The sequence below is a fragment of the Herbaspirillum sp. CF444 genome (assembly GCF_000282135.1).
GTDB lineage: Bacteria > Pseudomonadota > Gammaproteobacteria > Burkholderiales > Burkholderiaceae_D > Herbaspirillum.
Map to the genome: position 1 here is coordinate 1 of NZ_AKJW01000122.1, position 13,824 is coordinate 13,824.

Sequence of the window (13,824 nt, forward strand, 5' to 3'; positions counted from 1 at the left end):
ACGAAACACCGCCACCGGCTGGCCGCCGGCCATGGCAGGCGCCACCTCGCCGTCGGCAAAGTCGTCGGCATTGCCGACATCGAACCAATCGCTCATGATATTCCTCAGATCGGCGTCGCCAGCAAAGTCGGCACGCGCAGCGTGTCGTAAATCACGCGGCGGCTGGCATAGCGCCAACCGTTTGCAGTCCTGACCACGCGGTCGAGATAACGGCCGGCCTGATAGACAAAGGACTCGCCGTTTTGCAGCGTCTGGATCACGACATAGCTCGATTCGGCGTCGACGGTGTCGTCATCCACCGATTTGAAGATGAGGCCCGAGGTCATGTGCCGATAGGTGTGGTCTTCAAAAATGTTGGCGTGGCGCAGCGACAGCACGCGGTCGCGCAGCATCTTCTTGCTGTCGCAATAGATGATGCCGATCGGCAGCCCGGCGTCGGCGTTTTCACGCGGGACGATCTCGTACAGGCAGTCGTCGGTGAAGAATTCCGGCCAGTCCTCCAGGCGGTCGTTGTCGAGCGCGTGGATATAGTTTTCCTGCAATTGGTGGAGTTCGAACCACAGTGTCATCTTTTCCATCTTGTTTTCCTCGCTCACGCTTTTTCGATGCTCTCGAAGCCCATCAGCTTCTGGTAGCCGAGCCAGAACTTGCGGATCAGGCTTTCGGTGATCAGCGTGTCTTCCTGGTCGGGACTGTCTTTTGCCATGTCCATCACGGAGCAATCGTCGGGATCGCGTGCGGTGCCGCGCTGCACCAGCTCCGTCGCTTCGGTGTCTTCCATCGAGATATAGCCGGCCGGCCCCACCAGGTTGGCCTGCTTGATGCGCAACGCGCGCAATTCCGGGGTGTCGTCGGCATAACCGAAGAAATGGAAGATCAGTTCGAAGTTGCCCGGCCCCTTCGGCAGCAACTGGCGCGCCACCAGCGTGTTGTGGATCTGCTGCACCACCAGCTGCGGGAAGATAGGCTGGATGTGGTTGGTGGTCATCTCTTCGTATTCCTTGATCTGGCCGAGCACGGACGGATCTTCCAGCTGGAAGCCTTCATCGAAGGAGCGAATCGCCTGCTGCTTGTAAGCGTCCGAGGTTTCCGCTTCGTTCTTGGTCGCGGTGATGATGCTGTGCAGGCCGTGATGCTTGTCGGCGATAGAGCGCGCCTTCATGCCGACGCGGAAAATATTGAAGGTGGTGTGGAACAGATGCAGCAGGCTGGCGTGGTACGGATCCTTGACGTTTTCCAGGTACAGCTTCCAGTTGGACTTGGAGTACTGGCGCGTGCAACCGAGATAGACGATGGGCTTGTGGAAGATGCGATCGATCCAGGGACGCATTTCCGCGCCGATATAGTCGGCCAGCGGTTCGACCGTCGCGCTGAAGCTGGCGAACACCAGGCCGCGATAGCTTTCGACGCGCAACTGGCGCAAGCCGTGGCATTTCGGATCGAAATCCTTGGCCATGCCGGCGGCGCCCTTCTGGCCGCGGCGGAACGGCACGCCCAGCAGATTGCCGCGCGTGTCGAAACTCCATTGGTGATAAGCGCAGCTGTGCGAAGTGGCGTTGCCGCGCGGCGTGCGGCAGACGATGGCGCCGCGATGTGCGCATTTGTTGACCCAGGCTGCCAGCGCGCCGTCTTCGGTGCGCGTGACCACGACCGGAGTATCGCCGACGAAGGTGCTCTTGTAGTCGCCGTTGTTGGGGATCTCTGCTTCCAGCGCGAGGAAACTCCAGGTCTCGCCGCGATAGATGCGTTCCTGCTCGAGGTCGTAGACCTCCTGCGAGCTGAACACTTTATAAGGAGTGCGCGAGCCGTCCGTGCGCGGGAACTGCAGCAATGGCGCGTAGCCGTCCTGCTCAAGCCGGGGTGTATTGTTCATGAAGCGTGTCCTCATTCCTGGGTAAACGCCGGGCCATGCCTGGCCCAGCAGATGCCCCATCATAGGGAAAGCGCTTCTCCCGCAATATCCGCCGTTTGCAAGCTTGGCCCTGCGCGCTATCCGTTTTTTGCATGCCGCTTTCAAACGGATGGAGCACTCCTTGCAAGGCTGCGCGCTTGCGCCGGCGTTCTTGCTGCGTTCTTGCTGCGTTCTTGCTGCGTTCTTGCTGCGTTCTTGCTGCACTGCATCGTCGGCAACGGTCACGCGGTCCTGCCCATTGTTATACCCAATAGGTATGCAAGGTATCGAAATTGGTCTTGGACAGGCACGCCGGTTTGTTCCTATGATTCGGCAAAACAACCTGAACCGGATTGATATCTTGCGCCTGTCTCCTACCTCCATCGAAACCGTCGACGTCCTCTTGCTCGACGTCCCGACCATCCGACCGCATCGCTTGTCGATGACCACCATGCATCGCCAGACGCTGGTGCTGGTGCGCATTACCGGCAACGACGGCGTGACGGGATTCGGCGAGGCCACCACCATCGGCGGCTTGGCCTATGGAGAAGAAAGCCCGGAAAGCATCAAGGTCAACATCGATACCTACATGACGCCGCTGCTGGTGGGCGCCGACGCCAACCAGGTGGCGGCGCGCATGCAACTTCTGAATGACAACGTGCAAGGCAACCGCTTCGCCAAGTGCGCCGTCGAAACCGCGCTCTGCGATGCACTGGCAAAGCGTCTCGGCGTGCCGCTCAGCAGCCTGTTCGGCGGTCGCGTGCGCACGACCCTGCCGATTGCCTGGACGCTGGCCAGCGGCGACACCGGACGCGATATCGAAGAAGCCGAAAAGATGCTGTCGCTGCGCCGGCACAATATTTTCAAGCTGAAAATCGGCTCGCGCGCCGTACGCGACGACGTCGCCCATGTCGCCGCCATCAAGCGCGCCGTCGGCGACCGCGGCAGCGTGCGCGTCGATGTCAACCAGGCCTGGAGCGAAACCGACGCCATGCTTGGCATGCGGCTGCTGGAACAGGCAGGCGTCGATTTGATAGAGCAGCCGATCGCCGCCGGCAATCTCGATGGTTTGCGCCGCCTGCGCGACAAGAATCGCATGCCGTTGATGGCCGACGAAACCTTGCACGGTCCCGCCGATGCTTACAGGGTGGCGCAATGCGGCGCTGCCGATGTGTTCGCGCTGAAGATCGCGCAATCCGGCGGCCTGGCCGGCGCACAGCAGGTAGCGGCGATCGCGGCCGCGGCCAACGTGGGCTTATATGGCGGCACGATGCTCGAAGGCGCGATCGGCACGATGGCCTCGGCGCAATTGTTCTCGACGTTTTCCAATCTGGCGTGGGGCACCGAATTGTTCGGCCCGCTGCTGCTGACGGAAGAAATTCTCACCGTACCGTTGCGCTACCGCGATTTCTCTTTGGAGCTGCCGGATGCGCCGGGCCTGGGCATCACGCTGGACGAAGACCGCGTGAATTTCCTGCGACGCGACAGAAAAGCCACCCTGGTGTCGCTGTCTTGAACGCCGGAATGAAACCACCTATTACACTGAACAGGAGACGACATGCTGTTTAAAGTCACTATGGATGTGCAGCTGCCGCACACCATGCCCAAGGAAACCGCCGATGCGCTCAAGAGCAAAGAACGGGAACTGGCGCAAAGCCTGCAGCGCTCCGGAAAATGGCGCCACTTGTGGCGCGTGGTCGGACGCTACGCCAACGTCAGCATCTTCGACGTCGCCAGTTCGACGGAGCTGCACGACCTGCTGCTGAGCCTGCCGCTGTTCCCTTACATGAAGATCGAAGTCGAGGCGCTGTGCCGCCATCCCTCTTCGATTCACGACGACGAACGTTGAGATCGATACACCCGCAATCGCAACCAGGCGCAACCAGGCACAACTGAACTGCACCAAGCCAAAAGCCAATCAGAGACAAAGAGAGACGAACATGGACAAGAAGACGATAGACGCCGTACTGCAAAAAATCGAAAGCACCGAGACCGGAGAAGGAGACAAGCGTGTCAAAGAGATTGTCAACCGCATTGTGCGCGATCTGTTCCACACGGTGGAAGAGCTTGATGTCCAGCCTGAAGAATTTTGGGCTGCCGTTCATTATCTGACCGCGGCGGGGCAATCCGGCGAATACGGCCTGATCGCCGCCGGTCTGGGCTTCGAGCATTTCCTCGACCTGCGCATGGATGAAGCCGAAGCGCGTCAAGGCATGGCCGGCGGCACGCCGCGCACCATCGAAGGCCCGCTGTATGTCGCCGGCGCGCCGGAGCAAAAAGGTTTCGCCCGCCTCGACCAGGATGAACAACCGGGCGAGACGCTGTTCATGCAGGGCCAGGTGCGCGACAAGGACGGCAAGCCGCTGGCGCATGCGCTGGTGGAAGTCTGGCATGCCAATCACCTGGGCAGCTATTCCTTCTTCGATCCGAGCCAGACGCCGTTCAATCTGCGCAGCAGCATCCGCACCGATGCGGAAGGCCGTTACCGTTTCCGCAGCCGCGTGCCGGTCGGCTACAGCGTTCCTCCGGGCGGCGCCACCGATCAGTTGCTCAAGAAGCTGGGACGTCACGGCACGCGTCCTGCGCACATCCACTTCTTCGTCTCTGCGCCAGGTTATCGCAAGCTGACCACGCAGATCAACATCGCCGGCGATCCGTATCTGTGGGATGACTTCGCGTTCGCCACCCGCGAAGGCCTGGTGCCGGAGATGACGCACGTCACCGATGCGGCGGCGATCCGCCAACATGAAGTGGATGCGCCGTTCTACTCCATCGACTTCGACTTCATGCTGCATGTCGAGCAGGCCGACTTGCCGAAGGCGGAGATCCGGCGCGATCGCGCTGCCGCATAAGACAGCCCGGCGACAACAGCAAGCATAAGCACGAGTAAAGATACGAATGCGACATCGGGCCATGCCAAGCGCATGGCCTGCTTTTTTTTCACAACAGCAGCATGCAGGAAATGCGATGACGACTACGCAAGCAGCACCGATGTCTTACACACTGGAAGGTCCGTCGGAAGCGCCGGTCCTGATGTTTTCCAATTCGCTGGGCACCACCATGTCGCTGTGGGAAAGCCAGGCCCGCGCCTTGCGCGCGCAATACCGGATCCTGCGCTACGACACGCGCGGACACGGCGAAAGTCCCGGCGCCGCCGGCGCGCCGACACTGGCGCAGTTGGGCCGGGATGTGCTCGATCTGCTCGATCAGCTCAAACTGGACAAGGTGAGCTTCTGCGGCATCTCCATGGGCGGCATCATCGGCCTGTGGCTGGGCATTCATGCAGCCGACCGCGTGCAACGCCTGATCATCGCCAATTCCGCTGCGAAGATCGGTACCGCGGAAGGCTGGCGCGACAGAGCGGCGCAGGTCGCCGAAAACGGCATGGACGGCGTCGCCGATGGCGCGGCAGGGCGCTGGTTCACGCCGGCATTCATTGCCCGCGCACCGGTGCTGGTGGACGCCATGGTAAGCGACTTGCGCCACTGTTCGCCGCGCGGATACGCCGCCTGTTGCACTGCACTGGCCGATGCCGACCTGCGCGAACAAGTGTCCCGCATCGAAGCGCCGACGCTGGTTATTGCCGGACGTCACGACCCGGTGACAACGGTGGCCGATGCGCGCTTTCTGCAGGACAGGATTGCCGGCGCCGATTATCTGGAACTGGCCGCTTCACATTTATCCAACGTCGAAGCGGGCGAAGAATTCACTGCAGGCCTGGCGAAATTCCTGGCCTGAACATTCAGGCGCACACGCAGGCCTCGTCATTCGCTATCGTGCGGGATGTTCTGCTGCACGATGTGCGCCGCCGTCGCGCGCAGTTTTTCCAGCAGGGCGGAACGATCGCTGGCGCGGAAATTCATGATGACGGGAGAGAACACGCCTTTGTTCGCCAGCGGCCGATACACCACGTCGGCACGATGCAAACCCTGCACCGAACGCGGCACCAGCGCCACGCCGACGCCGGCGGCGACCAGGCCGATGGCGGTCTGCATCTCGTTGGCTTCCTTGACGATGGTGGGCTTCATGCCGCGGCTGGCGAAGATCTCCAGCACCTGATCGGCATAACTGGGACGCGGCCTGGCCGGATAGAGAATGAATTTTTCTTCGGCCAGCTGGGCCAGCCCGACCCTGGCTTTTTTCAGCAAATGATGGCCCAGCGGAAACACCGCCATCAGCGGTTCTTCGATGATGGTTTCACACACGATGTCGGGATCGTTGATCGGCAGGCGACCGAAGCCGACGTCGATGCGCCCGGATTTCAGCGCCTCGACCTGCTCCATGGTCATGATTTCGGAAAAACCGATCTCGATGTCCGGCAACTCGGCGCGAAAGCGCTTGATCAGCTCGGGCAGCAGGCCATACAGCGCGGAGGGGACGAAACCGATGTTGAACCAGTGCTGCTGCCCCTTGGCGATGCGGCGCGTGCCTTCTTCGATCTGGTCGAGCCGCGACAATACCTGTACGGTCTGCTCGTAAAAAAATTTGCCGGCCATGGTCAGTGCAATCGGACGCGATGCGCGGTCGATCAGCTCGGCGCCGACGAGTTCTTCCAGCTGGCGTATCTGCCGGCTCAGGGGCGGCTGGGCGATGTGCAGCAGTTCGGCAGCCCGGCTGAAACTGAGCGTGCTGGCGACGGCGTTGAAATATTTAAGATGACGAAGTTCCAATATACCTCCGGAGCATACGGTGATGCCGATTTGATATTGTACGTTTTACCGGCCCGCGCATAGAATCTAAAAGCGATCTGCACGCAGGATAACAAAGACAAGACAGCGCAAGACTGTGCAACATCATGGCGTCGGCCGATCGCAAGAGAAAAAAACAACTCAGGAGACAAGCATGGAGAAGCACCTTTTACCCCCGCGTTGCGCGATGACGGCTACCGGCATCCGCCCTGCCAGATCGGCCTGTGCGCCGCATCGGCACGTCGACGTGGCGAAAATCCGGGCATGGAAATTGCTGACAGTTGGCTGATTGCAGGTGAATTCTCGTGCCATGCGTCATCGATGAACACCTGAATTTTCAACGATCCAATTTTTGCTTTCCCGCATCAGGCGCGGAAAATTTCGTGCCGGCGGTTCGGCAACACCCGGTCTCTATCGTCCTCCCATCCCACTCGGCGGGACATCGTTAAGAGGTTAACATGCAGAACATAAGCCAATCGCTCAGCCTGGCCCCGCTCTATCGACATCGCGTATTCCAGTCGACCAGAAAGGTGGATTGCCATGCGCAGGTCGCCAATGAGTTGTCGGAACACGATCTGTTCTGGAAGGGCGACGACGTCGACACGGTGCTCTTCAAGGCGGCAATCCGGCAATTGCAGATCTTCATGTTGAAGTACGGCGCCGAGGTGATCGTGCGACCACGCCTGTTCAACGGTTTCGCGCTGGTCCACATGACCCTGAGCGGCACCGCCGAAATTGAAGCCGACGGACAAAAAGTGTGCATCCCGCAAGGCAAGACGGCGCTGATTGCACCAAAACGGAATTTGCGCCTGTGGTGGCAAGCCGGTTCGGAACAGCTGATCCTGAAGGTGCCGATGGCGCTGTTCGATGAGCTGAGCGCGCAAGGGCAATCCGGCCCTGCCAACATGCCGTCGCTATTCCTGTTGCCGGAGCATGCCGCGCCGCACTGGGATCTGCTGATTCAATCGCTGTTGCGCGTGCTGGCGTTGCCGGGACAGAACGACGGCCACACCGAGTGGATCAGTCATTTCGAACGCGGAGCCGCGCAGTTCCTGCTGTCGCAGTTGACCAGCACCTATACTGCCGGTCCGACGGCTGCCGGCATCGCCGCCGACGAATCGGCCGACGGCCTGATCGGCGCGGGCAAGCTGCAGCGCCTGGACATGCTGGAGAAATACATCCGCACGCGCCTGTGCGCGCCGCTGGCGCTGGCCGACCTGGCCAACGCGGCAGGCGTCAGCGTGCGCGCGCTCAATGCTTTATGCCATCAGCATCATGGCGTCGCACCGATGGACCTGCTGCGCAATATCCGCCTCGATGCTGCGCGCGAACGGCTGCTCACGCATCCGGGCGCCAACATCACCGACACCGCCTTCGAGTTCGGCTTCGGCCATCTGGGTCGCTTCTCGGCGTATTACCGTGAACGTTTCGGCGAACTGCCCAAGCAGACGCGCGGTTGCACGCGCTAAGTCCCCTTCCCGCTCCTGCATCATCTTGGAAAACGGCATCCTCCGGATGCCGTTTTTTCATTCCTTCATCGCCTCCCGCAAAAAACGGATAAAACGCAAACACGCATCTGCAAACGCCGGATATTTCGTTCGCCAGGCACCCGTTAAGATCAGCGCGTGGATACTCCCCATGCATCGCCCGCGGCGACGTGGAAATCAATCGACCAGACAAAGAACGGAAACATCGCGATGCATCACTATTTTCGCTCCATCCGATTCAAGCTCACGCTGGCATTCCTGTTGTCGGCGTTGATCTTGTTCGGACTGGGCGCATGCGCCATCTCCATCGCAAACGCGATGGCCGCGGAGATCGATGGCTTGCGCATCTTGTCGCCACGCGTTGATGCGGTGGCCGGACATGGCCGGCACTTCGCTGCGCTAATGACCTGGATCGCCGTCGCATGCATGATCGCAGGCGCCATCGTCGCGCTGCTTGCCGCGCGTCATCTGATCGTCGTGGTCTGCGGCGGCCTGCACCGGCAGACCGGCAAGTTCGGCGAGATGGCGTCCTTCCTGGATTTTTCCAAACGATCCGCCAGTCCGCGCAAGGATGAGTTCGGCACGTCGGCGCGCGCGTTCGACGGCTTTCTTCAGCGCGTCGAAGACGTGGTGGTCGATGTCGCTCATGCAGCGACATCCGTCGCCACGGCGACGCGCGAGATCGCCGCAGGCAACATGGACTTGTCGATACGCACGGAACAGCAGGCCGCATCGCTGGAGCAGACCGCGCACAGCATGCGGCATCTGACCGACGCCATTCGCAGCAATACCGACAACGCCCTGCGCGCCAACGAACTGACCGATAGCGCCAATGCCCTGGCGCGGTCCGGCAGCAAGTCGATGCAAACCATGAGCGAGACCATCGGCCGGCTTGACCAGAGTTCGAAACAGATTTCAGAAATCACCGCACTGATCGACGGCATCGCCTTCCAGACCAATATCCTGGCGCTCAATGCCGCGGTGGAAGCAGCCCGTGCCGGTGCGCAGGGGCGCGGCTTTGCGGTGGTCGCCAGCGAAGTGCGCAATCTGGCGCATCGCTCCTCTGCGGCCGCGAAAGAAATCAAAGCGCTGATCGATGCATCCGTCGGCATCGTGCAGGTCGGATTGCGCCAGGCGCACGAGGTCAACACCACCGTCGACCAAGTGCAGCAATCGATCAGCGCCGTCTCCGACATCGTCAATGCCATCAGCGCGGGATCGATCGAGCAGCGGCACGGCATTGAAAAGATCGGCGCAGCCATTGCGCAGATGGATCAGACCACGCAACAGAATGCCGCCATGGTGGAGCAAGTCGCCGCCGCCGCGCAATCGCTGGAAGAACAGGCCGGTCGCCTCAAACAGTCGGTATCGGCGTTCAAGGTCTCCGATGCGCGCCTGCATCAGCTGGCGCAGGCGCCGGTTGCATTGCTGACGGCGGTCTGAAATCGCCTGCGTTCCTACGCCTTTCCTGCACCATAAAAATCATATTTTGCACCGCGATGCATCGATGCTGAAACCTGCGTAAAAAACGGATACTGGCGCATGCCGAACGTGCAAGCGCCGGATATTTTTCATCTTCCCGTTTATCTAAGATCGCTTCGACAAGAGACGACATTGCGCAGGCACGCAGCACGCCGCGCAAGAAAAACAGAAATCCTTGCACAACATTGCATCGACACCGGGAGACGGAGAACGATCGATGCATAGCGATGGCGCAGCAACGACAGGGGACTACAACCCATGACAGCAGCGGCGCCGACAGATTGATTCTGCAATTTCATTTCAATGGGGAAGATCATGAACAAGTTAGTCTGCAGCAGCTTAGTTTTGCTCGGCGCCGCATGCTCGCACCAGGCGATGGCGCAAAGCCAGGTGACGATCTACGGCATCATCGACACGGGCGTCGTCTACACCACCAACGCCAATGCCGCCGGCAATTCCGCGATAAAAATGCCGTCGCTCACGGCGTCGTTTCCGTCGCGCCTCGGCTTCAAGGGCACCGAAGACCTGGGCGGCGGCCTGCAAGCGATGTTCGTGCTGGAATCCGGTTTTGCCGTCGACACCGGCGGCATGGGACAAGGCAACCGCCTGTTCGGTCGCCAGTCCTTCGTCGGCCTGAAAAACAATTACGGCGCCATCATGCTGGGCCGTCAGGTCAACATGACCTACCTGGTCACCGCCAAGTCGGACGTCATGGGTCCGAACATCTTCTCGATCAGCAGCATCGACTCTTATATTCCGAACGCGCGCAGCGACAACGCCATCGGCTACCTTGGCACGTTCTCCGGCGTCACGGTCGGCGCAACCTACAGTTTCGGCCGCGACACCTCGACAGCCGGCGGCGCCAGCGCCACGGGCTGTGCCGGCGAAGTCGCGGGCAATGCGAAAGCCTGCCGCCAGGTCACTGCGATGCTTGCCTATGACAGCCAGAGCTTCGGCGTGTCAAGCTCGTACGACATCATGTATGGCAACACCGGCGCGGCCAACGGCTTGACCAGCAGCGACAACACCGACCAGCGCGTGACGCTGAACGGCTATGCCATGCTGGGCAGCACCAAGATCGGCATGGGCGTGATGGATCGCAAGACGCGCGCGGCAGCGGCGGTCAACACCGATTCCGATTTGTACTACCTGGGATTCTCGACGCCGTTCAGCGCGGCGCTGGTGCTGGATGCACAGGTCGCGCGTCTGAACATCAAGGGCTCGGCCAACAAGTCGACGCTGTCGGTAGCGCGCCTGACCTACAACCTGTCCAAGCGTACCGCGCTGTATACCTCGGTGGGTTACATGAAGAACGCCGGCACGGCGGCAATCCCCCTGGATGTCGGCGGCACCGTCGGCGCCGGCATGAATCAGTTCGGCGTGATGACCGGCGTCCGTCACACCTTCTGATATGTCGAGGTCCCTCGGTCTTGAGGGGGCGGCGCATGCATGCGTGATCGTGCATGCGCCGCTTTTACTTTTTAGAACGCGCCGACGTAATTCTCCGCCAGCGCCGTCGACAAGGCGCGCGAGTTGATCACGTTCTCCAGCTCTGCACGCTGGATCTGCTGCTGGAACGGCGAAGCGTCAGCGAAGGTATGCAGCATGCTGGTCATCCACCACGAGAAATATTCCGCGCGCCAGACGCGCTTGAGCGCCGTCTCCGTATACGCGTTGAGCTGGTCGCTGCTGCCCTTCTTGTAGAAATCATCGAGTGCGCGCGACAACACCTTCACGTCGCCGACGGCCAGGTTCATGCCCTTGGCGCCGGTCGGCGGCACGATGTGCGCCGCGTCGCCGGCCAGGAACAGGCGGCCGTGCTGCATCGGCGTCGAGACGAAGCTGCGCATGCCGATGATGCCCTTCTGGAAAATCCTGCCTTCCTTGAGACGCCAGCCGTCGCTGCTTTCCAGCCGCGTATGCAGCTCGTTCCAGATGCGGTCGTCGGACCAGTTGTTGACGTCGTCTTTCGGGTCGCACTGGAAGTACAGGCGCTGCACCGTCGGCGAGCGCGTGCTCACCAGCGCGAAGCCGCGCTGGTGTTGTGCATAGATCAGCTCGTCCGACGACGGCGCCGACTCCACCAGGATGCCGAACCAGCCGAACGGATAGATGCGCTGGTAGTCCTGGCGCACGCCTTCCGGAATCTGCGGACGCGATACGCCGTGGAAACCGTCGCAGCCGATCACGAAGTCGGCCTGCAGTTGCTGCGCTTGCCCATCGTGCATGAAGCTGACCGAGGGGTGCTCCGTCTGCACATCCTTCGGCACGACGTCGCTGACCTCGAACAGCAATTGCCCCTGCGCCGCCAGGCGCGCCGCGACCAGGTCCTTGATGACTTCGTGCTGGGCATAGACAGTGATCGCCTTGCCTGTCAGTTCGGTCAGGTCGATGCGATGACGACGGCCGCCGAAGGCCAGTTCGATGCCGTGGTGCAAGGCGCCTTCCTTGCGCATGCGTTCGCCGACGCCGGATTCGGTCAGGATGTCCATGGTGCCCTGCTCCAGCACGCCGGCGCGGATGGTTGCTTCGATGTCGGCGCGGCTGCGGCTTTCCAGCACGACGGATTCGATGCCTTGCAAATGCAATAAATGGGACAACAGCAAACCGGCCGGGCCGGCGCCGATGATGGCGACTTGGGTGCGCATGGCATATCTCCGTAAATAATAATTCTTTGTATGCCTGCATCGTAGTCCGCGATGCGCTGGGAAAGAATGGATGAATTCTTAAATTACTTGTACTATTTTGACACCCACAATTCCCCCGGCGGTGTCCGCATGGCAAGCAGCAAGTCCACAACACGAGCACGCGAGGTCCCGCAGTTCTCCCTCTACGGCGAGGCTGTAAGCAGCGAAGGCGCGGAGTTCGTGCACATCGAACTGATCGAAACGCGCAGCCGCCTGCATGATTGGCATATCGCCCGGCATACGCATCGCGGCCTTTTTCAGGTACTTTTTTTAATGTCCGGCCACGTGCGCGCCGAGGTCGAGGACGAGGTCTGGGAACGCGAGGGGCCGGTGGTCATCACCTTGCATCCCTCGGTCGAGCATGGTTTCGACTTTTCGGAAGAGGCGGTCGGCTTCGTGCTGACGGTGGATCAGAACGTGGTATTTTCGGTCGGTGGAGGCAAAGATGCGGGCTTGCACAGCGACATTTTTTCGGCGCTGTTTTTGCAGCCGCTGGCGATCGACCTGTCGGGCGTACCGGAGATCCGCGAGCGCATCGAAGCCATCCTGCGCCACCTCATCGCCGAATCGGCCTGGCCGCTGTTCGGTCACACGCTGATGCTGGAATGGCTGGCGCGCAGCGTGTTGCTGTTGCTGGTGCGGCTGGAGGCGGATCATCGTTCGGCGGATTTGTCGGGGCGCAACGATTTCGAGTTGTTCAGCCGCTTTCGCACGCTGGTAGAGGCGCATTACAAGGAGCAATGGCTGGTGGGGGCGTATGCGGATCAATTGCATGTGACGCCGAGCCGTCTGAATCGGCTGTGCCTGAAGCTGGCGGGGCAGTCTGCGTTCGACATGACGCAGCATCGCTTGATGCTGGAGGCTTGCCGCAAGCTGACGTACGTGCCGTCGAGCGTGGCGACGATTGCCTATGAGCTGGGGTTTCAGGATCCGGCTTATTTCAGTCGCTTGTTCAAGCGGCAGGTGGGGGTTTCGCCTAAGGAGTTTCGGAGGGAGAGTTTGGAGGGGTGATGCGGAGTGTTTTTCTGATGGTGGCTTGCTGTGTTTTGTTCCGACTTGCTTGTTGTCGGTAGTTCAGGCTGTTCTTTCTTCGATCAGCCCTTCGCCGGGGGCGGCCCGGCAGCCGCTCACTTTCTTTGTCTCGCCAAAGAAAGTGAGCAAAGAAAAGCGACCGCGGGATCCAGCCCCCTTCGGGGGTACCCGGTGCTGCGAAGCAAAAAATGGGAAGGAAAAAAACTCGCTGCGCTCAGACAGTTTTTCCTTCTTAATCCATTTTTCGCATCGCATCACCGGCTGGCTCCAAGCGGAACTTCCAGCCTGGCTCGCTGCGCCTCGCCAGGGGTTACTCGCCTCCGGCTTCGTGATTCCCACCTTCTGCCGTCACCATTTAATCCGTCGTCCCAGTGAACGCTGGGACCCAGTGGCGTCAGTACATCACTCAACCGTATTCACGACGCTGAGTTCCAACTTGCGTTGGAACGACGAAGCAAATGAGACCGGAGATATTAAAACCACCACCGTCCCCTGGCGATGCGCAGCGAGCCAGTCTCGAAGTCCGCTTGAGAGTAGCCGGTGGCGGCAGGGGGAAA

Annotated in this window: 12 protein-coding genes; 8 read left to right on the forward strand and 4 right to left on the reverse strand. The window is 60.6% G+C overall.

What is annotated here, in order from left to right; genetic code table 11:
- Positions 1-104: 104 nt before the first annotated feature.
- Together andAd and andAc are read right to left on the reverse strand one after the other, a co-directional pair.
- Positions 105-578, reverse strand: a complete 474-nt coding sequence (gene andAd, locus PMI16_RS24835) for an anthranilate 1,2-dioxygenase small subunit AndAd (RefSeq protein WP_007884755.1) — start codon at positions 576-578, stop codon at positions 105-107.
- 14 nt (positions 579-592) lie between these two features.
- On the reverse strand, positions 593-1,873 hold the full coding sequence (gene andAc / locus PMI16_RS24840) for an anthranilate 1,2-dioxygenase large subunit AndAc (protein WP_007884756.1): 1,281 nt from the start codon (positions 1,871-1,873) through the stop codon (positions 593-595).
- Positions 1,874-2,252: 379 nt separating this feature from the next.
- On the opposite strand from andAc, the gene PMI16_RS24845 reads away from it, so the two are divergent.
- The 4 genes from PMI16_RS24845 to pcaD all read left to right on the forward strand — a co-directional run bounded on the left by PMI16_RS24845 (position 2,253) and on the right by pcaD (position 5,629).
- A complete protein-coding gene (locus tag PMI16_RS24845) occupies positions 2,253-3,407 on the forward strand; it encodes a muconate/chloromuconate family cycloisomerase (protein ID WP_034382274.1) in 1,155 nt (384 codons plus the stop codon).
- A 42-nt stretch (positions 3,408-3,449) separates the two neighbouring features.
- The gene (catC, locus tag PMI16_RS24850; protein ID WP_007884759.1) at positions 3,450-3,740 is read left to right on the forward strand and encodes a muconolactone Delta-isomerase; all 291 of its coding nucleotides are present in this window, start codon (positions 3,450-3,452) and stop codon (positions 3,738-3,740) included.
- Positions 3,741-3,831: 91 nt separating this feature from the next.
- Positions 3,832-4,743 (forward strand): catechol 1,2-dioxygenase, encoded by a 912-nt coding sequence (catA, locus tag PMI16_RS24855; RefSeq protein WP_007884761.1) that lies wholly within the window; start codon positions 3,832-3,834, stop codon positions 4,741-4,743.
- A gap of 115 nt (positions 4,744-4,858) precedes the next feature.
- Positions 4,859-5,629, forward strand: a complete 771-nt coding sequence (pcaD, locus tag PMI16_RS24860) for a 3-oxoadipate enol-lactonase (protein ID WP_007884763.1) — start codon at positions 4,859-4,861, stop codon at positions 5,627-5,629.
- A gap of 26 nt (positions 5,630-5,655) precedes the next feature.
- Here pcaD and PMI16_RS24865 read toward each other — a convergent pair whose 3' ends face one another.
- Positions 5,656-6,561 carry a LysR family transcriptional regulator gene (locus tag PMI16_RS24865; RefSeq protein ID WP_007884765.1) on the reverse strand — a complete coding sequence of 302 codons (906 nt, stop codon included), beginning with the start codon at positions 6,559-6,561 and terminating at the stop codon, positions 5,656-5,658.
- 476 nt (positions 6,562-7,037) lie between these two features.
- Here PMI16_RS24865 and PMI16_RS24870 point away from each other — a divergent pair, with 476 nt between their 5' ends.
- The 3 genes from PMI16_RS24870 (at position 7,038) to PMI16_RS24880 (ending at position 10,958) form a co-directional block, all read left to right on the forward strand.
- Entirely contained in the window at positions 7,038-8,048 is a 1,011-nt protein-coding gene (locus PMI16_RS24870; RefSeq protein ID WP_007884771.1) for an AraC family transcriptional regulator, read from the forward strand.
- Between the two features lie 228 nt (positions 8,049-8,276).
- Positions 8,277-9,509 (forward strand): methyl-accepting chemotaxis protein, encoded by a 1,233-nt coding sequence (locus PMI16_RS24875; protein ID WP_007884773.1) that lies wholly within the window; start codon positions 8,277-8,279, stop codon positions 9,507-9,509.
- A 354-nt stretch (positions 9,510-9,863) separates the two neighbouring features.
- Entirely contained in the window at positions 9,864-10,958 is a 1,095-nt protein-coding gene (locus PMI16_RS24880; protein ID WP_007884779.1) for a porin, read from the forward strand.
- A gap of 71 nt (positions 10,959-11,029) precedes the next feature.
- On the opposite strand, the gene PMI16_RS24885 is transcribed toward PMI16_RS24880, so the two are convergent.
- Positions 11,030-12,196, reverse strand: a complete 1,167-nt coding sequence (locus PMI16_RS24885; RefSeq protein ID WP_007884781.1) for a 4-hydroxybenzoate 3-monooxygenase — start codon at positions 12,194-12,196, stop codon at positions 11,030-11,032.
- Positions 12,197-12,325: 129 nt separating this feature from the next.
- Between PMI16_RS24885 and PMI16_RS24890 the strand changes: the two genes are divergently transcribed.
- The gene (locus tag PMI16_RS24890; protein WP_034382280.1) at positions 12,326-13,246 is read left to right on the forward strand and encodes a helix-turn-helix domain-containing protein; all 921 of its coding nucleotides are present in this window, start codon (positions 12,326-12,328) and stop codon (positions 13,244-13,246) included.
- The last annotated feature ends 578 nt before the right edge of the window (positions 13,247-13,824 follow it).